The sequence below is a fragment of the Methylobacterium sp. yr668 genome, assembly GCF_900116245.1.
In the GTDB taxonomy this organism is placed as follows: Bacteria; Pseudomonadota; Alphaproteobacteria; order Rhizobiales; family Beijerinckiaceae; genus Methylobacterium.
In genome coordinates, this window is record NZ_FOZY01000024.1 from 14954 (window position 1) to 34492 (window position 19539).

Sequence of the window (19539 nt, forward strand, 5' to 3'; positions counted from 1 at the left end):
TCAGTTTGCCCGACGCATCCTCACGATGCGACCGCGCCCCGTCGCCGTACTTCGTTTTCCAGTCCTTGTGGAAACTCTGCCGTTCAGCGGCGCGCGAATCCGCGCCAGCAGGTCGGCCAACTCGCGGATGCGGGCCGCCCGAGCGGGTCGCGGAGCGGCGTGACAGTTTCCTAACCCAGCGGCATCCGCACCAAATTTTCGCTGCGGGGCGGTCCTGAGACGATGTCGGCGACGAACGCCTCCGTGATGAGGCGGGCAGGGTTCATGCCGGCGGCGAGCCGCAACCCGAAATCCGGATGGGCGCTCAGGAATCGCGCCAGCCGCAGCGCCACGAGGTCGAAGACGCGGTTCGACTTGGCGGAGGCGCGCCCGACATGGTCGCACAACGCCTCTCCGGCAGGGGTCCGCGGAATGCCCTGACCCACCTGCTCGAAGATAAGGACGCCCAGCGTCTCTTCCGTCCTGCGCGATGCCCGACTGACCGCGCTCGGGGAGAGGTTGGACGGCGGAGAGGGGTACGGACGGCCTCATTCCGGGCAGGATGGGCCGCGACCGGTGCCGCTGAAATCGGGCCCGGGCCGGCGATACGCCGGTCGCGGCGCGCCGGGATCAGGCCGACCGGTGGCCGCGGACCCGGACCGGCGCGGCGACCGGGACGATCTTGCCCTGCTGGGCAACCTCGCAGAGGACCGCCACCATCGCGTCGGCCTGCGTCTCGAGGTCGGGCGGCCCGACATCGTCGCGCGTGTTGCGCCACGCGATGAAGATGCAGGCGAGGATGGCCGACGCGCTGGCTGCCAGGGGTGCGATGATCAGCGCGGCGAGGGCGCTCACCGGCGCCAGGATCGTGGCTGTCGCGAGACCGCTGACGATGGCTGCGGCTATCAAGACGATCATCGGAGCCTCGCCCGATCTGCGTGGCCGGATCCCGTGCCCGTCCACCGTCCTAGAATCACGTCACAAAGGTTTACGCTTCGTTAACGGGAAGCTTCCATCCGCTAATTCCGTGGCAGCTGTCCCGCCGATTGCTTGACGATCGCCCGTTCAGCGCCCGCGAGGACAGGTCGGGGCGCGGATTCGTGCCCCCGGCTCCGGTCAGCCGGGTCGCGCAACACGACGAGCTGCGCCGTGGCCGGCCCGATCGCGGACGCCGGCAGGCCTGTGGCCCCGGACTGTGCGGAGACTGTTCACGCCTTCGTGAGGTTACGCGCTGCAATCCGCTCGCGCAGTGTGTCGACCACATGCCCAGAAGTGTTCAAACTGATACGATCGGATCAGGCCTAGTACAGGGCGATCCCTTGCTGCTCAGGGTTGGGCAATGATAGCCCTTGCGCGCCCGGCGTGTAGGAATTCTGTCTCCAATGGCCATCGATGTTCGAGCTGTCGCGCGCCTGCGCGAGATCGCAGCCGTCATTGGCTGTCCGGTCGAGGCCTTCTACGGACCGGATGGCGAGGCCGTCGACCTCGGCATGACGCACGAACTCTTTCACCTCTGGCACGCGATACAGCATCCGAGAGCGCGTCAGCGGGTCCTGAACAGCGCGCGGCGTGAGGCTCTCGGCGACGCGGTCCCCGGGACGGCCGCCGAATAGCCGCCGCGCCGTCAGCGCCCCTGTGCGATCCAGCCCAGGACCGTCGCGCAGCGCTCGGCCTGCTCGCGGGTCAATCCCGACGCGACGGCGGCGCCGTTGCGGTAGACCACGAAGGTCCCGTCGTCGGTCGCGCGGATCTTGACGGACGCCATCACTCGGCTCCCGACGTGAGAGCCCGGAGCTGGGAGAGGCCGGCCGCGGTGATCTGCCAGACCGCCACCGGACAACCCGGATCCTCGAGCGGGTCGATCCGCCGGAGATGGCCGGTGCTCTCGAGCGCCGTCAGCCGGCTGTGGTCGCCGGGCCAGGACGCGTCCGCCCTCTGACGGATCGTAATCTGGTAATCCCGTGCCTCCGCTGCCTTGTTGAGGAGACGGCGCTGGTGGTTCACTCGCATCGGCACTCCGGCTCAGCTCGGGTCGGTACGCAGTAACTACGGACAGGCTGGCCGATACGGTTAAGCTTGGCAACCCCGCGGTCGCAACGGGCTCTGGATCGTCCTGTCCAGAGGGCGGGCGGCGGGAGCTTCGGATCTCCGGCGCGAGGGCCGCCTTGCCGCGTGGATTCTCTGCGGCGCTCCCTCGAGCAGGGGCGGTTGCCGGCTCGACGTCGGCTTCGGATGCCGGGCTCCACGATCGCGGGCGCGGACATAGAGAAAGGCCGACCGGGTTGCCCCGGCCGGCCTCTGTCGCTTCGCGGTGCGTGTCGCTTACCGCAGGAGCTGGAGGACGCCCTGCTGGGCGGAGTTGGCCAGCGACAGGGCCGAGATGCCCATCGACTGGCGGGTCGACAGCGCCTGCGAGTTGGCCGCCTCCTGGTTCAGGTCGGCGTTGGTCAGGTTGGCCGAGCCCGTCTGCAGCACGTTGATCAGCTGCTTGGAGAAGTCCTGGCGGTTCTGAACCACCGACAGGTTCGAGCCCAGGGAGCTCGCCGCGGAGGTCAGCGAGTTGCCGGCGCTGGTCAGGGTCGCCAGGGTCTTGTTGACGTCCGAGTTCAGCAGGAAGTTGCCGAGGCCGTTCTGGCTCGACGAGTTGTTCGAGCTGGTGATCGACGACAGGCCGAGACCGCTCGCCGTGGCGTCGACCGAGGCGACGTTGAGGGTCGAGCTACCGGTGTCGTTGAACTTGATGTTCAGGTCATTGCCCTTGCCGGCAATGAGGTTGACGCCGTTGTAGCTGGCGTCGCCGGCGAGCTGCGTGATCTGGTTGAGCAGGTTGTTGTACTGATTGGCCAGCGAGGCGCGCTGCGTCACGCCCGAGATCGACAGGTCGCTGGACACCACGGTGCTGGCGGCGGTGCCGTAGGTCGAGGCGGTGGTGGCCGAGGCGGTGAAGCCGAGCGCCGTCTGGCTGCCCGAGTTCTGGAATTCCACATCCGCCTGGGCGTTCAGGACGATCTTGGTGCCGGTGCTGTCGACCGAGAAGATCGCGCCGGCGCCGAACGAACCGCTCGAAGAGGTCGAGGCCGAGCTGACCGCAGAGTTCAGGGCCGCGACCGTGGCGCTGACGCTCGAGGAGGCGGCGACCGTGGCCGAGACCGAGCTACCGTTGATCGTCAGGAGCACCGTCGAGGAGGCGGTGCTGGCGCTGTAGGCGTTGGCGGCGGTGCCGGTGGTGGAGAGCTGGGTCGAGAGCGCCTGGTTGGCGATCGACTTGGCTTGGTCCACGAGCTTCTGGATCGAGGTGATGCCCTGGTTGGCGGCCTGGATCGACTGGATGCCGTTGGAGACGCCGTCGAGGAGCGAGTTCAGGCTCGAGGAGCGTCCGTCGAGGGCCTGGGAGGTGAAGAAGTTGGTCGGGTTGTCGAGGGCGGAGTTGACGGTCTTGCCGGTCGCGAGCCGGTTCTGGGTGGTCGCCATCAGCTGGGCGGTGTCCTGCAGCGAGAGCAGGTTCTGACGCGTGGCGGCCGACAGGGTGATCGAGGACATAGGTCTTATCTTTCTGATTTGATGCACCCGTTTCTCGGGTACGTCAGTAATCGCCCTCCAAACGTTTCGCGGGGGTTAAATCAATTGCCGACTCCGAGTGTGTCCGAAGTGATCGTTAATGAATCGATCCTTGAAGCGCTAAGTATTTACGGATCGCAGGGCGTGTTCAAGATCCATTAACCATCCGCAGCCATAAGCTGTGACGCAAACCAAGTCTGTCGCGCCTGCCCGACCGGTGCCGATCCGGTTCGGTCGGCGCGGCGGGTACGGGGCGCACCTTGCAGGGAGCTCAGATGTGATCGCTCAAGCGTCCGGTGATGTTGGCGCCGCGACCCCTTCCGCGTCGCCGAAGTTGCCCCATGTGGCGATCGCGATCCCCTGCGGGACCATGGTCCACGCGGACTTCGCCGTGAGCCTCGGATCGATGATGCACTCGCTCGGCGAGATGCCGATGTCGATCGTCGTCGGGAAGTCGTCGATCGTCGCCGATGCCCGCAACCTCGGCCTCGAATACGCGCAGAAGTACGGGGCGGAGTACGTCCTGTTCATCGACAGCGACATGACCTTCCCGAAGGACGCACTCCTCAAGCTCCTCGTGCGGCAGGTCGACATCATCGGCGCGACCTATTCCCGCCGCACCGCCCCGTTCCACTTCCTGGGCGACATCCTCCCGGAGCAGCCGGCCGACGCGCCGAAGGGTCTGCTGGAGATGTCCCGGATCCCGACCGGCTTCCTGCTGATCAAGTCCACGGTCTTCGAGAAGCTGAAGAAGCCCTATTTCCGCTTCCGCGTCGACGAGGAAGCCGGCGTGAACATCGGCGAGGACTTCGACTTCAGCGACCGGGCACGCGCCGCCGGCTTCCGGATCTGGTGCGATCCGTATCTCAGCAAGGAGCTCGGCCATATCGGCGAGCAATCCTTCAAGCTCTGACAGCGTTCCGCGCCGCGGCGCGCGACGCCCGACACGGTGAGGCGTGGGAATGAGGATCGCGATCATCACGCCGTCGAGGCTCAAACCCTCGACCCTGGCCGGAAAGGCCGGCCAGTACTTTTTGGAGCACGCGATCGCGAGCGCCAACGCCCAGGAGCTCGACCGGCCGGCGACGATCCACTTCTTCGTCGGGATCGACCCCGGGATCGAGATCCCGGCGCGGCTCGCCGCGCACCCGCAGGTCACCTTCGCGCGCGGCCCACAGAGGGGCCAGATCCCCGCACTGAACGCCGCCATCGGCGCCGTCGACGACAGCTGGGACCTCGTCGGCTTCCTCGAGGACGACGATCACTGGCTGCCGGCCTATCTGGGCTTCGCGCTGAGGGCCCTCGAGAGCTTCGATTTTGTCTCCTCGACGCAGCTCGAGACCGACGAGGCCGGCGAGGTGGTGCGGATCAACGACTTCGCGACGCCGTCGGGCTGGCTGATGCGGCGGACCACCTTCGCGCAGGTCGGCGCGATCAGCCCGGCCGCGAAGTGGCACTACGACAACGAGTGGCTCGGCCGCCTCGCCGAGACCGGCCTGCGCCGCGCCCACCTCGTCGAGGCGACGGCGCCCGTCACGCTGCAGGACGCGATCCAGGTCCGTCCGTGGCTCGCCAACGTCCTGCGCAACGGCGGCCCCAACGTGCAGCTCGTGCGGCACGGTTTCGTCCTGCCGCTGGTGTGCCGCCTCGTGCATCCGGGCTCCGGGACCTCGGATGTCGGCTCGGGCGGCACCTCCAAGGCCGAGAGCAACGCCGAGTACCGGCGGCTGGTCGACCGCTTCGGCCGCATCCCCTGGTGAAGGCGCCGGGTGGAGCACCCGACGCCCGCAGCCTCCCTTGCCGAGGCGGCCGACCTAGGCGGTCCGCCCCCGAGCCCGCCCCCGCAGCGCGTCCTGGAACGCGGCGAAGACTCGGCGCATCTGCGGAGCCTTGTAGGGAAACAGCTCCGCCGAATCCATGTCGTGGACGACCATCCCGGTATCGGCCTCGAAGACCAGCAGCCGGCCGTCCGCGCTCTCGGCGCAGTCGATGATCAGGTAATCGAGGCCGATCCTGCGGTGGATCTCGGCGAACGCGGCGCGGTGGCGCTCGGCGAAGTCGGTGTCGAACGTGGCCATGGCGGCAGCCTCGACCTGCCGCTTCACCGGATCCTCCAGCATGCCGGCGTTGAGGTAGTGGATCATCCAGTGATCGCGGATGGCCATGTGGCAGAGGTAGGGCACACCGTCGATCAGTACGATGCGCAATTTCCGATAGAGGCCGTCGGGACCGCGGTAATCGCAGAACTGCGTGACGTAGAACGCCTCGGCCTCCGTCTGCGCGAGGTAGAGATGCAGGTCCTCCGACCGGTCGATCTTCTGGAGGTCGTTGCCGGCGTGCGTGTCCAGAGGGCGCACGAGGAGCGGGTAGGTCGGGCCCTCGGCTCTGCGGGACGCCGCGGCGCTCAGGATGGAGCGGCTCACGCGGACGACCTCCGGCGCCAGGATCCCATCCGCCCCGCGGAGCGCGTCCGCGATCCCGTGGCGGGACGTCTTGAGGACGTGGCGCGGGTGATTGACGATCGGCCGCGCCCACCGGTCCGCCGCCGCCGCGAGGGCTTCCAGGAGCGGCTCGGCGGTCCGCGCGTAGGCGATGCCCGTGACGATGACGTCGTGCGCCGGCAGGTCGTGCGGGATCGGCTCGCCGGGGCGGAGATAGAGGTAGGTGAGGCCGAAATCGCCGTCGTTCAGCAGGAAGTCGATCGGCGTGTTGGCCATCAGGTCGCCGGCCGTGACCAGGACGAGGACGCGGATCCGCGCCTGATCCGGGTTCGAGCGCAGCGAGAAGACCCGCTGTCCGTCCAGCACCTCTCTCTGGAGCGCGAGCCCCTCGGTGAAGCGGTGCTTCAGCAGCAGGATCGTCGCCATGTCCAGCGCCGTCCCGGCGTCGAGGGCGGAGTCGCCGCCCTCGGCGAGGATCTCGGCGGCCAGGGCGGCCATGTCGGCGCCTTCGAAGGCCGCCCGGATCAGGCGGGCCGGGCCGATCATCGGGTTCGGGTTGTCGATCCCCGCAACGTGCGCTTGCATCAGAGCCTCCGAGCCGTGGGGTCGCCGCAGCGATCCCGGAACCGCGATCAGGTGTTTCGAATCGCGCTCCGCGGCACGACGAACGCACTCTGACCGCACGGAGGTTTACGAAGCGCTAACCATGTTCTCGGCTCACCGTCGGAAGTCCCGGCCGCGACGCGGTGGCCGTGCGCGCACGTCAGGCGTGCCTCACTCGCGCCGCGGCGCGGCGCCCGCGCGCCGGAGGGCGTCGGCCAGCGCCCCGCCGGGCGCCGGACCCGGGCTCGGTCGGCTTCGCGGCGCGTCCTGCCGCGGCTCGGCCGTCCTCCGGGTCTGCTGGCCCGGCTCGACGGGATCGTCGAGCCGCAGCGACAGCGCGATGCGCTTGCGCGGGACGTCGACGCTGAGGACCAGCACCCGGACGACCTCGCCGATCCGGACGACCTCGGTGGGCGACGCGATCCGCCGCCGGGCCATCGCCGAGATGTGGACGAGCCCGTCCTGGTGGACGCCGATATCCACGAAGGCCCCGAAGGCCGCGACGTTGGTGACGACACCCTCGAGCTGCATCCCGGGCTTCAGGTCCCCGATCCTCTCGACGCCCTCCTGGAAGCGCGCCGTCTTGAATTCCGGCCGCGGGTCCCGCCCCGGCTTCTCGAGCTCGGCGATGATGTCGCGCACGGTCGGCAGGCCGAAGCGCGCGTCGACGAAGGGCTCCGGCGCGAGGCGGCCGAGGAGGGCGGCGTTGCCGAGCAGGACGTGGATGTCGCTCTTCGTCGCCTGAAGGATGCGGCGGACCACCGGATAGGCTTCCGGGTGGACTCCAGACCCGTCGAGCGGGTCGTCACCGCCCTGGATGCGGAGGAAGCCGGCGGCCAGCTCGTAGGTCTTCGGGCCGAGCCCTGGGACCTTCTTGAGCGCCGCCCGCGTGCGGAACGGGCCCTGGGCGTCGCGGTGGGCGACGATCCGCGCCGCCATCGCGCCGCCGAGGCCTGAGACCTGCGCCAACAGGGCCGGGGAGGCGGTGTTGACGTCCACCCCGACCGCGTTGACCGCGTCCTCTACCACCGCCGAGAGCGACCGCGACAGCTTCGCCTCGCTCACGTCGTGCTGGTACTGCCCGACGCCGATCGACTTGGGGTCGATCTTGACCAGTTCCGCCAGGGGATCCTGGAGGCGCCGGGCGATCGACGCGGCGCCGCGATGGGACACGTCGAGGTCGGGCAACTCCTTGGCGGCGATCTCGGAGGCCGAGTAGATCGAGGCGCCGGCCTCGGAGACCACGACCTTCGCCAGCGGCAGGTCCGGGTTCGCCGCGATGATCTCCGCGGCGAGGCGCTCGGTCTCGCGCGACGCGGTGCCGTTGCCGACGGCGAGAAGCTCCACGCCGTGCAGCCGGCAGAGCCGGCCGAGCGTCGCGACGGCCTCCCGCCAGCGCCGCTGCGGCTCGTGCGGGTAGGTCGTCTCCACCGCGACGACCCGCCCGGTCCGATCAGCTACCGCGACCTTCACGCCGTTCCGGTAGCCCGGATCGAGCCCCATCGTCGCCCGGCCGCCCGCCGGAGCGGCGAGGAGCAGGTCCTTGAGGTTCCCGGCGAAGACCGACACGGCCTCGTCCTCGGCCCGCTCGAACAGCCGGCCGCGCAGGTCCTGCTTGATCCCGGCCCGGATCTTCGTTCGCCAGGCCGTGCGCACCGTGTCGAGGAGCCAGGCATCGCCGGGACGCCCCCGCGCCGCGATCTCGAAGCGGCGGCAGATCGCCATCTCGAAGGGCCCGGGAAGGCCCGGCGCCGACTCCTCCCCCTCCGCGGCGAAGCCGACGTCGAGGACCTCTTCCCGCTCACCGCGGAAGATCGCCAGGATCCGGTGCGAGGGCATGCGCTCCAGCCGCTCGCTCCAGTCGAAGTAGTCCGAGAACTTTGCCCCCTCGTTCGCCTTGCCCTTGCGCACCTGCGAGACGAGCTGGCCGGTCCGCCAGTAATCCGCCCGCAGGCGCCCCACGAGGTCGGCATCCTCGCCGAAGCGCTCGATCAGGATGGCGCGGGCGCCCTCCAGCGCGGCCTCGGTGTCCGGCACGCCGCGCGCGTCTGACACGTAAGCGGTCGCGACCGCTTCGGGCGCGCGGTCGGGACGGCTCAGCAGGGCCTGGGCCAGCGGTTCGAGGCCGGCTTCGCGGGCGGATTGCGCCTTCGAGCGCCGCTTGGGGCGGAAGGGCAGGTACAGGTCCTCCAGCCGCGCCTTCGTGTCGGCGGCGTCGAGGGCCGCCGCCAGGGGCGGGGACATCTTTCCCTGGGCCGTGATGCTCGCGACGATCGCGGCGCGCCGCTCGTTGAGATCGCGCAGGTAGGACAGGCGCTCCTCCAGCCTGCGCAGCTGCGTGTCGTCGAGGCCGCCCGTATTCTCCTTCCGGTAGCGCGCGATGAACGGCACGGTCGCGCCGCCGTCGAGGAGCGCCACGGTGGCCGCGACCTGCACCTCCCCGACACCGAGTTCCTCGGCGATCAGAGCGTTCACGGATTTCATGGGTTCTCCGACTGGAGTCGCGGCGACGGACGGGCTGCCTGGGTGGAGCGCCAAGCCGTCGGAAACAAGGCGCCGGTCAGGGGCGCGGCTGCGCGTCCGCCCCGGCCTCGGCCTTCACGGCCCGGGCACAATCCAGGATGCGGTGCCGGGCATCGGGATCCTTGATCGAGAACCACAGGGTCAGCAATTCTTCGGTCATCGCACGGTCGTCGTGCGGGTCCGGATCGAAGAAGACGTCGACCGAACATCCGAGAGTCTCGGCCAGATCGCCGAGAAGGCGACGCGACCGTTCGTTCGGGACTCTGCTGTGATCTGCCATCACGTCGATCCGCCTCGCAGCGCCACCGGGTGCTGCCGCCAGAATGCCCTCGACCCCGCCCGCAACGGGTCAGAGCATCGAGATCCAGACAATCCAGTCAAGTCCGCACGTCGCAGGCCCGTCGCGGCGTCGGCAGCGCGGATGTCGAGGCGGCCGTCACGGGGCCAGCGCAGTTCCTGGGGATAGCTGGCCGGCTGTCCGCTCAACCTGGCACGGATTTCGCACCCGATTGTTCGGGTCAGATCTCGATGGATAGCTGGCACGATGCTGAACCATCGATCTCCCCGCGCTCCGTCCACGAAGACGATAGTCTTCAGCGGAAGTTCGTGGCGGCCGGCGCGCCTTGACGGTCGCGAAACAACGTCATCCGGATGTCACCCGCGGATGCAAGTCTTTCGCTTCGCATGTCCCGGACAGGGAGGCGCCCGTGCAATTCGAGATACGAGAGCGTAGCCGATCGCTGTGGTCCTGGGTTCTCGTCAACGAGACTGACGAGCCCGTTCTCGAATCGCGACGCAGCTTCCCGTCCCGCGCCCAGGCCACGGCGGCGGCCCTGGCCTTCTCCCAGCTCGTCTCCCGTGCGGGGCGCAGCCTGGGCGGCGGCCCGCGTCAGGTCGGGTTCCTCTGACGGTAGCTTGCTCCGGTCCGGTGTCAGGTCGTCCGGATCCGGTGGCGCACGAGGCTCACGAGACTCGTGGCGGCGATGACGCAGCCAACGCCCATCGCGCCGAGGCAGCTGATGGTGCGGATCGGCTCGCCGCGGGCCAGGACGATGGCCACCGCGAGCGGTAGGAGCAGGAACACGAACAGGAGGGTCATGACCGGATCCGAATGACGATGCGCGAATCTAGGACCCGAATGGTTAATCACTTCTCACGGCTCGGTCCGGCTGGCGGCCTCGGTGGACCTCACGATCGGGGCGCACCGACACGTCTTCGCGAGCCGCGCTGAGCGATCTCGGGCGCGCGCCGCGACCCGTCACTCGGCGGGCGGACGGACCGCGATCACCGTTCGCGCGCGTCGAGGCGGACGAGACGGTCGACCAGGGCCCGGTCGTGCAGGAGCGCCATCCGCTCCTTCGGCGAGAGCCACGCCTGCGCCTCCGCCACCGTCTCGGCCTCGCAGACCTTGGCGGTGGCCAGGGTCTGGTCCGGATCGATCGCGCCCCGGGGCCGCCGCTGTCCGAGGGGCAGCATCCGCGTGTGGTCACGCGCGAGGTCGGGATCGGCGTGGAGGGCCGCGAGGGCATCCGTCTCGTCGAACCCACGCTCCGCGTTGCGGGCCGCGAGGGACGCGGCGCGAACCGCGATCTCCGGCGGGGTGGCCTCTTCCGGCGTGGCGAGGAGCAGGCGTCGCTTGAGCGCCAGGCCGAGCCCGAGCTGGCCGCTCGCCCAGGAGATCGGGATCGCCAGAACGAGACCCAGGATCGTCGGACTCATCCAGAGGAACAGCGAGGTGGCGATCGCGAAGGCGGCGACGCCCGCCACCAGCCCCAGCAGCGTGTGCCAGCGGTGACGGACGACGATGTCGCGCAGCGGGATCGAGCCGTCGTCCCGCCGCTGCGGGTTCCATCCCGTGTCCCGTCCGAGCAGGATGCCCATCACGGAGCCCGACTGGATCACCATCGCCACCGGCGCCACCAGGGCGGACAGCAGGATCTCGACGAGGCTCGACAGGACGAGCCGTCCGGCGCCGCCGCAGGCGCGCCGCACCGGACCGTCCAGCAGCGCCAGGATCAGGCCGAGGAACTTGGGTGCCAGCAGCACCGCCATGGTGAGGCCGAACAGCTGGAGCGCGCGGACCGGATCGAAGCGCGGGAAGACCGGCGAGAAGCCGGCGCCGCCGAAATAGTCCGGCCGCTCCGTAGCCGTCTGGAGTACCAGCAGGATGCCGACCACCAGCTGCAGCAGCCACAGCGGTGAGGCGAGGTAGCCGGCGATGCCGGTGGCGAAGTGCTGCCGCGTGGCGGGATGCAGCCCGGCGGCGCCGATCACCCGCGCGTGCTGGAGATTGCCCTGCGCCCAGCGCCGGTCGCGCACCGCCACGTCGATCAGCGAGGGCGGGCTCTCCTCGTACGAGCCTGGCAGGCGATGGAGCATGTACACCGCCCAGCCCGCCCGGCGGATCAGGGCCGCCTCGACGAAGTCGTGGGACAGGATGTGTCCGCCGAAGGGCGGCTTCCCGGGCAGGTCCGGCAGGCCGCAGGAATCCGCGAAGGCGCGGGTCCGGATGATCGCGTTGTGACCCCAGTAGTTGCCGTCCCGGCCCGACCACGCGGCGAGGCCGGCGGCGATCACCGGGCCGTAGATCCGGGCCGCGAATTGCTGGAGCCGGGCGAACAGGGTGTTGCGGTTGATGATCAGCGGCAGCGTCTGGATGATCCCGGCGTCCGGGTCCGCCTCCATGGCGGCCGCGAGCGCCACGACGGCAGATCCGCTCATCAGGCTGTCGGCGTCCAGCACGAGCATATGGTCGTAGCGCCCGCCCCAGCGGGTGACGAAATCGCCGATGTTCCCGGCCTTGCGGTGATGGTTCTTCGGCCGGTGCCGGTAGTAGAGCCGGGCCTCGGGGCCGAGCCGGCCGCGCAGGTCGAGATAGGCCCGCTCCTCGGCGATCCAGGCATCGGGCTGGGTGGAGTCCGACAGGACGAACCAGTCGAAATGATCGCCCAGCCCGGTCGCCTCGACCGCCTCGCGCATGGCCTCGATGCCCGCGAAGGTGCGGGCCGTCGCCTCGTTGTAGACGGGCATCAGGACCGCGGTCCGCGTGCGCAGCGCGGCCGGGTTCGGCGTCGGCCGGGGCCGGCGCAGCAGCGTCGCGAAGCCGAGCACCGCGCTGGTGAAGGCCAGGGCGATCCACGAGAAGGTCAGGCAGAACAGGACGACCAGCACGAGCTGGAGGGCGGTCGGGCTGCCGGAGACCGACACGGTCTCGACCATCTGCCAGCCGCCGAAGGCCGTGAGCGCCAGGGCGCCGCCGAACACCAGGATCCGCTCAGGCCAGGGCGTCCGGACCCGGCGCTCCGGCCGGTGACCGAGCCCCGGATCCCAGCGCGCCAGATCCTGGACGGGCATCGACAGGGGAGCCTCGGGCGGCAGATAACGGCCGCCGTCGGTCACGGTCTCGCGCCCGGAACCGGCGTCCGTCGCTGGCGGCAACATCATGGTCTCGTCCAGTCGCACGGGGGAGGCCGTTCCTCAGCAATCGGGTCGGGGTTCAGGGTGTCCAGCGAAACAGCCAGGTCTCGCTGGCCCGGGCCTGGCCGCGCCGGAGCGCGAGACGCAGCTCGCTCGCGCGCTCGCTCCCCGGATCGAGCTCGAACAGGATCCGCAGCGTCTTACGATCGGGGTACCGAAACCGTTCCTGGCGCGTGATCGTCCCGGCCGAGGCGCCGAGGTCGACGTCGATGTCGCCGGGCTGGAACAGCGCGTCGCCCTCGAAATCGACGGCGAAGAGCCGGCGGTTCCCCGTGCTGCCGTGGCCGCAGCGGCTGTCGCGCACCCGGGCGATCTCCGGCGGCAGCGGGTCCGGCCAGCCCTTGGACCAGTGCTGCCGGCACTGGAAGCGCATCTCCGCGCCCTTCGCGAGCTTCGCCTTGGGCCGCCAGTAGGCGAAGACGTTCTCGTTGAGCTCGGAATCGCTCGGGATCTCCAGCAGCGTGACCGCGCCCTCGTTCCAGTCGTCGAGGGGCTCCAGCCAGAGGGACGGTCGCTGCTCCCAGTGGCGCCGGTCGTCCTCGAAATCGTCGTAGGCGCGGGCGCGCTGCATGAGGCCGAAGCCCTTGGGCCCGCGATCCACGAAGGCCGAGACCTGCAGCGCCTCGGGATTGTGAACCGGGCGCCAGATCGGCTCGCCGTAGCCGTTGTGGATCGCCAGGCCCTCCACCGAGAAGGCCGCGGCGCGCAGGTCGTCCACGCGGTTCCGGTCGAGGGGCCCGAACAGGTAGCTGCCCTGCATGCCGCCGAGACCGATATGGTCGAGTTCGGCGCGGGCGAAGACCGTCCCGTCGATCTGCGCCGTGGAGACGTCGCGGCCCGGCGTCAACGTGATCTTGAAGGCCGCGGTCGCCGATTCCGATTCCGCGAGGGCGTGGACGATGACCGGCTGGCCCGCCCGCGGCGCCTCGACGAACAGGGCCCGGAACAGCGGGAATTCCTCGCCGCGGGAATCCGCCGGCCGCAGGGCGAGCGCCCGGGCGTTGATGCCGAAATCCTGGCCCTCGGCGACGAGGCGGAAGAACGAGGCGCCCTGGAACAGGGCGAAGTTCGACAGCCCGTCGGCACCGTCGAAGCGGGCGCGCAGGCGGAAGCCCGAGAAGGCGGTGTCGGCGGTCAGGTCGGGCAGGTCGAGGCCCGGCGCCGCGATGGCGGACTTGTCGTACCCGACCGGCTGCACCACGCCGTTCTCCACGACGAACAGCGACACCGGCGTCTCGAAGATCGAGCCGCGCAGCAGCGGCTCCAGAACGTAGCCGGCATTCCGGTCGGCCCAGACCGCGCGGCCCTCCGCGGGACGGATCGCCTCGTAGGCCTCGCGGGAGAGGTTCTTGAGAACCGTCGGCACGTCGCCGGTCTTCGGGGCGGCGTAGGGGGCGGCGGCCCGGGCGCGGGCGAGGTCGGTCAGCGTGCCCGCCGCGAATGCCTCGCCAGCGCCGGGCAGGGCCGGGGCCTTCTCCGGGTCGGCCGCCCGCGCGGCTGCCGGGAGCAGGCCAGCGGCAGCGCCGAGCGCGCCCCCCAGGACGGCGCGGCGTGTCGCGGTGGCGGAGAATCCGGGGTCGATCATCATGCAGGCGGTCGTCTCACGTCGCAAGGCAAGGTGCGGGAGGCCCCGTGTATACGGACAGGCCGGCTGAACCCAGCGTTAAGCAAGCGCTTGAACCGCAAGGGGCTCCGTTGACTTAACCCGAGCCGGCTCTCTAATTCGGCCGACTGCATCGGAACGGGGGAGGCAGCATGGGATCGTTGCGAGTGACTGGCCACGGCGTGGATCTCGGCGAGAGTCTGCGCGGCCGCGTCGAGGAACGGATGTCGGCGATCCAGGCGAAGTATCTCGACTCGCACATGCACGATTCCTGCAACGGCCACGTCACGCTCCGGCGCGACGGCACAGCCTTCCGGACGGATTGCGTCCTGCACCTCGTCTCCGGCCTGACGATCGAGGCCAACGGCTTCGCGCACGACGCGCGGTCGAGCTTCGAGCAGACCGCGGAGCGCCTGGAGACCCGTCTGCGGCGCTACAAGCACAAGCTGAAGCAGCACGCGACGGGCCCGGGGGACGACGCGGCGGTCGAGGCCGCCTACGCGGTGTTCGCCGCCCCGGAGGTGGAGGAGGACGACGCCGCCGAAGGCGACGCCCACCCGCCGATCGTCGCCGAGAGCACCAAGACTCTCCAGCGCCGCACCATCGGCGAGGCGGTGACGGCCCTCGACATGACGGGATCCCCAGTGGTTGTGTTCGTCCACGCTGGCACCGGCCGCGTCAACGTCGTATATCGGCGGAGCGACGGAGCGATCGGCTGGGTGGACCCGCCGAACGCCACCGAGTGACGCCGCGGGTCGGGAGGAACGGAGCCGGAACCGGCTGGTTTCCCCGCTTATTGAATCTGGTGGGGGCGCGGCCGGAACGGTCGTCGATGCCCCTGCGACGAGGCCCGCTTCCTCGCGAACGGGCGACGGGGCAACGGTCGTTCGATGCCAGTTCTGGAATTCCTCGACCCCGACTCGGTCGTGCCGGCCCTGCGCGCCCGCGCCAAGAAGCAGGTGCTGCAGGACCTCGCCGCGCAGGCGGCGCGGCGCCTGCCCGCCCTCGGTGAGCGCCCCGTCTTCGACACGCTGCTCCAGCGCGAGCGGCTCGGGTCGACCGGCATCGGCGACGGCGTGGCGATCCCGCACGGCAAGCTGCCCGGTCTCGACCGTCTCTTCGGGCTGTTCGCGCGCTTCGACCGGCCGGTGGACTTCGAGGCGCTCGACGGCCAGCCCGTGGACATCGCCTTCCTGCTGCTCGCGCCCGAGGGCGCCGGCGCCGATCACCTGAAGGCCCTGGCGCAGGTCGCCCGCATCCTGCGCGAGCCGGGCATGCTCGCGCATATCCGCGCCGCCCGGGACGCCGGCGCGCTCTACGCGCTCCTGACGCGCTCGACGGCACCGCAGGCCGCGTGATGATCCAGAGCTTCCGAACGGCCGCCGCCCTGACCCTCGCGGCCGGCATCTCCGGCGCCGCCGCCCAGGGCGAGACCACCTGCGCGCGCGACGTCCTGGTGGCGCAGTCGATGCAGCGCCAGGCCCTCGAGCAGCTCGAGCAGGCGGACGGGGACGACGCCAAGAACTGCCGCGTCTGGCGGCGCCACGTGGAGACGATGCGCCGCGTGGCGAGCGTCTACGGTCGCTGCCTGTCCGGTTCGGAGCGCGGCGAGCGCCTCGCCCAGGTCCAGGGGTCGGACCGCGAGTTCTCGGCCGCGATCAAGGCCCGCTGCAAGGGGCTGTAGGGGCGGGCGTGGCCCGCGCCGCGCCCTCAATCCACGCCGCGGAGCATGAGCGGCTCGGCCACCATCTTCACCGGCTTGCCGCGCCCGATCAGGATCGCCGCGCGGGAGCGTTCGGGATCGGCCTCGAAGCGCGTGCGGACCCAGCTGACCAAGAACTTCATGTATTCGGAGGCCAGGAGGCGCGCGGCCGGCGGGTTCTTCCACCAGCGATCGGCATCGAAGGCCTCGCTCACGACCGGATGCGGCAGGACGCGGTCGCTGTCCTGGAGGGCGTGGTCGAGTTCGACCAGCGTCCGCGGCATGTGGTAGTTCGAGGTCACGACTGCGACGGTGCTGAATCGGTGCGCGCGCATCCAGCGGCGCGTCTCGATGGCGTTCCCGATCGTGTTGCGCGCCCGGTAGTCGAGATCCACGCAGCAGGCGATCAGGGCGCGCTGGGTCGGGTTCAGCCGGGCGATCTCGTCGCGGCTGGTCCGCTCGTTGACCCCGGTGATGAGCAGGCGCCGCCCGTAGCCGCCCGCGAGCAGGTCGATCGCGTCGCCGATCCGCTGGGCACCGCCGGTCAGCGCGACGATCCCGTCGGCCCGGTCGGTCGGCGTCCGCTCCTGGCGGGCGAGCGCGCCGACGAACACGAGAAAGCCCGCGAACAGGGCCAGCATCCCGAGCCCGGCGCCGAGGCCGCAGGTCCAGAGCGCGATCCGCCGCCGGTCGCGCGGGCGTGCGGTGGCGCGGCGCGGGAGACCCCACTCGTGCCAGGCCCAGCCGACGGCGTCGGTCGAGGGCGGATCCGATGCGCGCAGCATACGCGTGGTCATCCTCCGGAGAATCGGCGCCGATTGCGGCGGCTCGGAGGCCGGCGCGGTCGGCTGTTTCCACACCGCAACGATAAAGTTTCCAGATGGTAAACGCGCTCGGAAGACCCCCTATTTCCACGTCTTCGTGACGCAGCAGGGATCAGGCCAGGAAGCGCCGCACGGTCACGCGCGAGACGACGCCCGTGACGAGGGACGCGATCACGCCGATCAGGATCACGCTGGCGTAGCCGCGCAGGCCGATATGGAACGCGCCGAACAGCGCCTCGACCTCCTGACCGGCCGGTCCGGAGCGCGCGGCCCGGGCGAGGAGCCCGGCGATCACGAAGGCCACGAGGGCCAGACCGGCGCCGATCGCGCCGCCGCGCAGGCCCAGGCCGAAGAACCGCCGCTGGAACGCGCGGGCGATGTAGTCGTCGTCGGCGCCGACGAAATGCAGCACTTCCACCACCTCGCGGTTGCTCGCCATGGCGCCGCGTGTCGCGAAGGTCACCGCGAGGCCGGTGGCGATCAGGACGAGCAGCACGAGCCCGATCCCGATCCCGACGAAGGCGTTGGCGGCGGTCGAGAGCCGCTGCAGCCATAGGGCGTGGTCGTCGAGGCTGGCGACGCCCGGCAGCGCCTCGACGAGGCGTGATCGCAGCCGCTTCAGGTCGGCCGCCTGGCTGCTGGAGAGCTTGAGGGCGATGAGCCGCGGCACCGGCAGGTCAGACAGGTCGAGCCCGGTCCCGAGCCACGGCTCGAGCAGGCGCTCAGCCTCGGCCTTGCTGAACACCCGCGTCTCCGCGATCCCGGGTTCGGCCTTGGCGATGCCGTCGGCGCGCGCGACGTCGGCGTCGACGTCGCGGCCGGGACCGGGCCGGACCTGGATCGTGACCTCCCGCGCCACGTCGCCCTGCCACTGGGCGGCGTTGGTCGCGACCATCTCGGCCGCGCCCGCGCAGAGGCCGGCGAGGAATGTGAGGATCGCGATGACCGCCGCGAGGGAGCGCCCCGCCGCCGTGTCGGTGGGCACCAGCGGCGCGTTGCGGCGCAGGTTGGCCGGCATCGACGGGTCGGGCGGCACGGCCGATCCACCGGCCTTCGTCCGCGGCATCGCCTGAGTGCTCATTCCTCGATCCGCAGCCGGCCTTCGCCCAGGACCATCCGGCGGGCATCGACGGCGTCCATGATGCCGAAATCGTGGGTGGCGATGATGACCGAGGTCCCGAGCTTGTTCAGCTCCAGGAACAGGCGCAGCAGCCGCCGCCCGAGGCCCGGATCGACGTTGCCGGTCGGCTCGTCCGCGAGCAGCAGGTCGGGCCGCGCGATCAGCGCGCGGGCGATGGCCGCGCGCTGCTTCTCGCCGCCCGAGAGCAGCGGGGGCAGGGCGTGCATGCGTTCGCCGAGGCCGACCCAGCGCAGCAGTTCCACCACCTCGGCCCGGTAGCTGGCCTCGGCCCGGCCCTGGACGCGCAGGGGCAGGGCGACGTTCTCGTAGGTGGTCAGGTGGTCGAGGAGCCGGAAATCCTGGAACACCACGCCCATCCGGCGCCGGAGCCCGGTCAGCGCCTTCGCGGAGATGTCGCTCACCTCCTCGCCGAAGATCGAGACGAGCCCGCGGGTCGGCCGCACCGACAGAAGGATCAGGCGCAGCAGCGTCGTCTTCCCGGCGCCGGACGGGCCGGTCAGGAACTGGAAGGAGCGCGGCGCGATGCGGAAGCTCACGTCGGACAGCACCTCCGGCCCGAGGCCGTAGCGCATGCCGACATTCTCGAACTGCACCACCGGCCGCTCCGCGCCGGGCAGCAGGCTCTTCATGCTCGCCTGTAGGTTCAAAGCCGTGCCGTATCTCGTCTGTCCGTCCCTCGGGAATCGCCGGAGCGGCGGGCGTTTTCAAGGCCTCGGGGATTTCACGGCCCCTTAACCCTGTTCGGGCACACTTCTTCAAGCAATTCACAGTCTGGCCCGGTCGCGGCCGATCGATGCGAGTATGGCGCGGATGCTGATCGCCTGCCCGAGCTGCGCGAGCGAATATCGCATCGACGCCAGCAAGGTCGGCATGGAGGGCCGTTCGGTCCGCTGTGCCGCCTGCCGCGAGACGTGGTTCATCTCGCCCGCCGACGTCCTCGCCGGCCACGAGGCGGAGCTCGCCGCGCAGGCCGAGAACGATCCCCTCGCGGACGCGGCCTGGGAGGAGGCGACCGCCTCGGTGCGGAATGCCACCGACGTTCCGGCGCCCGAATCCCGACGGTCCGCCAAGCGCAAGTCCGCCGGAAAGGCCGCCGGGAAGGCGCGCCGCGCGATCCCGGGTCTGACACCGTCTCTGGCTCTCGGCCTGACGCTCCTGGCGGCGATCCCGCTCGTCTGCCTCGCCCGAACCAGCGTGGTCCGGGCCGTCCCGCAGACCGCCTCCCTGTTCGCGCGCATCGGCCTGCCGGTGAACGTGCGCGGGATTGAGATCCGCGACGTCGTCGCCTTCAACAACCCGGCCGAGGACGACAGTCCCGCGGAACTCGTCGTCGAGGGCGACCTCGTCGGCGTCGCGCGCTCGGACGCGCCCGTCGCGCCGCTGAGCGTCGAGATCCGCGACGCCGGCGGTCGGACGATCAAGACCTTCACGGTCGCGCCGCCGCGGACGATCCTCGCCGCGACCGAGACCGCACGATTCCGCGCGAGCCTGCCGTCGCCGCCGGCCGCTGGGCGCACGGTGGTGCTGCGTTTCGCCGACGCGTCCGCGACCCGCTCCGACCCTCGGGTGGCGGCGGCGGATCGGTGAGGCGGGTCCGCGCCGGCAATTAGCTCAGGTTGCGCCTCTCCCGCGGATCGGCAACCTTCTCGACGGCGTTCCCGTTGCGGGCGTGAGCGTCGGCCGACGTC

Annotated in this window: 21 protein-coding genes and 1 pseudogene; 7 read left to right on the plus strand and 15 right to left on the minus strand. The window is 70.5% G+C overall.

The features are described from left to right. Nucleotides 1–105: 105 nt before the first annotated feature. From BM419_RS23420 to BM419_RS23440, 6 genes and pseudogenes are all read right to left on the minus strand, one after another. Nucleotides 106–500, minus strand: a pseudogene (locus BM419_RS23420) (LysR family transcriptional regulator); the annotation flags it as partial. Between the two features lie 109 nt (nt 501–609). Beyond that, on the minus strand, nt 610–897 hold the full coding sequence (locus BM419_RS23425; protein WP_020093581.1) for a hypothetical protein: 288 nt from the start codon (nt 895–897) through the stop codon (nt 610–612). A gap of 383 nt (nt 898–1280) precedes the next feature. Next, complete coding sequence (locus BM419_RS32545) at nt 1281–1511, minus strand: hypothetical protein (RefSeq protein ID WP_175556356.1); 231 nt, start codon at nt 1509–1511, stop codon at nt 1281–1283. Nucleotides 1512–1603: 92 nt separating this feature from the next. Further along, nucleotides 1604–1744: a hypothetical protein gene (locus BM419_RS32550; RefSeq protein ID WP_012319948.1), complete on the minus strand. Its 141-nt coding sequence runs from the start codon at nt 1742–1744 to the stop codon at nt 1604–1606. Next, complete coding sequence (locus BM419_RS23435) at nt 1744–1989, minus strand: hypothetical protein (protein WP_091927809.1); 246 nt, start codon at nt 1987–1989, stop codon at nt 1744–1746. The genes BM419_RS32550 and BM419_RS23435 overlap by 1 nt, the downstream gene beginning before the upstream one ends. Before the next feature lie 312 nt (nt 1990–2301). Next, entirely contained in the window at nt 2302–3519 is a 1218-nt protein-coding gene (locus BM419_RS23440) for a flagellin N-terminal helical domain-containing protein (RefSeq protein WP_091927810.1), read from the minus strand. Between the two features lie 361 nt (nt 3520–3880). On the opposite strand from BM419_RS23440, the gene BM419_RS23445 reads away from it, so the two are divergent. Both BM419_RS23445 and BM419_RS23450 read left to right on the plus strand, forming a co-directional pair. Next, the gene (locus BM419_RS23445) at nt 3881–4450 is read left to right on the plus strand and encodes a glycosyltransferase family 2 protein (RefSeq protein ID WP_020093585.1); all 570 of its coding nucleotides are present in this window, start codon (nt 3881–3883) and stop codon (nt 4448–4450) included. A 49-nt stretch (nt 4451–4499) separates the two neighbouring features. After that, entirely contained in the window at nt 4500–5297 is a 798-nt protein-coding gene (locus tag BM419_RS23450; RefSeq protein WP_091927811.1) for a glycosyl transferase family 2, read from the plus strand. A 54-nt stretch (nt 5298–5351) separates the two neighbouring features. Here BM419_RS23450 and BM419_RS23455 read toward each other — a convergent pair whose 3' ends face one another. The 3 genes from BM419_RS23455 to BM419_RS33295 all read right to left on the minus strand — a co-directional run bounded on the left by BM419_RS23455 (nt 5352) and on the right by BM419_RS33295 (nt 9264). Beyond that, nucleotides 5352–6563 carry an ATP-grasp domain-containing protein gene (locus tag BM419_RS23455; protein WP_091927812.1) on the minus strand — a complete coding sequence of 404 codons (1212 nt, stop codon included), beginning with the start codon at nt 6561–6563 and terminating at the stop codon, nt 5352–5354. Between the two features lie 189 nt (nt 6564–6752). Further along, on the minus strand, nt 6753–9065 hold the full coding sequence (locus BM419_RS23460) for a Tex family protein (protein WP_091927813.1): 2313 nt from the start codon (nt 9063–9065) through the stop codon (nt 6753–6755). 76 nt (nt 9066–9141) lie between these two features. Then, nucleotides 9142–9264 (minus strand): hypothetical protein, encoded by a 123-nt coding sequence (locus tag BM419_RS33295; RefSeq protein ID WP_280141587.1) that lies wholly within the window; start codon nt 9262–9264, stop codon nt 9142–9144. Between the two features lie 547 nt (nt 9265–9811). Between BM419_RS33295 and BM419_RS23470 the strand changes: the two genes are divergently transcribed. Further along, the gene (locus BM419_RS23470; protein WP_020093590.1) at nt 9812–10012 is read left to right on the plus strand and encodes a hypothetical protein; all 201 of its coding nucleotides are present in this window, start codon (nt 9812–9814) and stop codon (nt 10010–10012) included. Nucleotides 10013–10035: 23 nt separating this feature from the next. Here BM419_RS23470 and BM419_RS32555 read toward each other — a convergent pair whose 3' ends face one another. From BM419_RS32555 to BM419_RS23480, 3 genes are all read right to left on the minus strand, one after another. Beyond that, complete coding sequence (locus BM419_RS32555; protein WP_020093591.1) at nt 10036–10203, minus strand: hypothetical protein; 168 nt, start codon at nt 10201–10203, stop codon at nt 10036–10038. A 185-nt stretch (nt 10204–10388) separates the two neighbouring features. Then, nucleotides 10389–12548 carry a glucans biosynthesis glucosyltransferase MdoH gene (gene mdoH / locus BM419_RS23475; RefSeq protein WP_175556357.1) on the minus strand — a complete coding sequence of 720 codons (2160 nt, stop codon included), beginning with the start codon at nt 12546–12548 and terminating at the stop codon, nt 10389–10391. 52 nt (nt 12549–12600) lie between these two features. Then, entirely contained in the window at nt 12601–14169 is a 1569-nt protein-coding gene (locus BM419_RS23480) for a glucan biosynthesis protein D (RefSeq protein WP_091683340.1), read from the minus strand. Between the two features lie 167 nt (nt 14170–14336). Between BM419_RS23480 and BM419_RS23485 the strand changes: the two genes are divergently transcribed. From BM419_RS23485 to BM419_RS23495, 3 genes are all read left to right on the plus strand, one after another. Next, nucleotides 14337–14930: a ribosome hibernation promotion factor gene (locus tag BM419_RS23485; RefSeq protein WP_026605000.1), complete on the plus strand. Its 594-nt coding sequence runs from the start codon at nt 14337–14339 to the stop codon at nt 14928–14930. 144 nt (nt 14931–15074) lie between these two features. After that, nucleotides 15075–15542, plus strand: coding sequence for a PTS IIA-like nitrogen regulatory protein PtsN (ptsN, locus tag BM419_RS23490; RefSeq protein WP_020093595.1), 468 nt, complete (start codon nt 15075–15077; stop codon nt 15540–15542). Further along, nucleotides 15542–15868: a hypothetical protein gene (locus tag BM419_RS23495; RefSeq protein ID WP_020093596.1), complete on the plus strand. Its 327-nt coding sequence runs from the start codon at nt 15542–15544 to the stop codon at nt 15866–15868. The genes ptsN and BM419_RS23495 overlap by 1 nt, the downstream gene beginning before the upstream one ends. A 26-nt stretch (nt 15869–15894) precedes the next feature. Here BM419_RS23495 and BM419_RS23500 read toward each other — a convergent pair whose 3' ends face one another. From BM419_RS23500 to ftsE, 3 genes are all read right to left on the minus strand, one after another. After that, nucleotides 15895–16671, minus strand: a complete 777-nt coding sequence (locus tag BM419_RS23500; protein ID WP_091927815.1) for a YdcF family protein — start codon at nt 16669–16671, stop codon at nt 15895–15897. A gap of 151 nt (nt 16672–16822) precedes the next feature. Continuing rightward, nucleotides 16823–17791, minus strand: coding sequence for a cell division protein FtsX (locus BM419_RS23505; RefSeq protein ID WP_020093598.1), 969 nt, complete (start codon nt 17789–17791; stop codon nt 16823–16825). Next, a complete protein-coding gene (gene ftsE / locus BM419_RS23510; RefSeq protein ID WP_020093599.1) occupies nt 17788–18480 on the minus strand; it encodes a cell division ATP-binding protein FtsE in 693 nt (230 codons plus the stop codon). The genes BM419_RS23505 and ftsE overlap by 4 nt, the downstream gene beginning before the upstream one ends. 181 nt (nt 18481–18661) lie before the next feature. Here ftsE and BM419_RS23515 point away from each other — a divergent pair, with 181 nt between their 5' ends. Then, the gene (locus BM419_RS23515; protein ID WP_091927848.1) at nt 18662–19438 is read left to right on the plus strand and encodes a zinc-ribbon domain-containing protein; all 777 of its coding nucleotides are present in this window, start codon (nt 18662–18664) and stop codon (nt 19436–19438) included. Nucleotides 19439–19539: the final 101 nt, after the last annotated feature.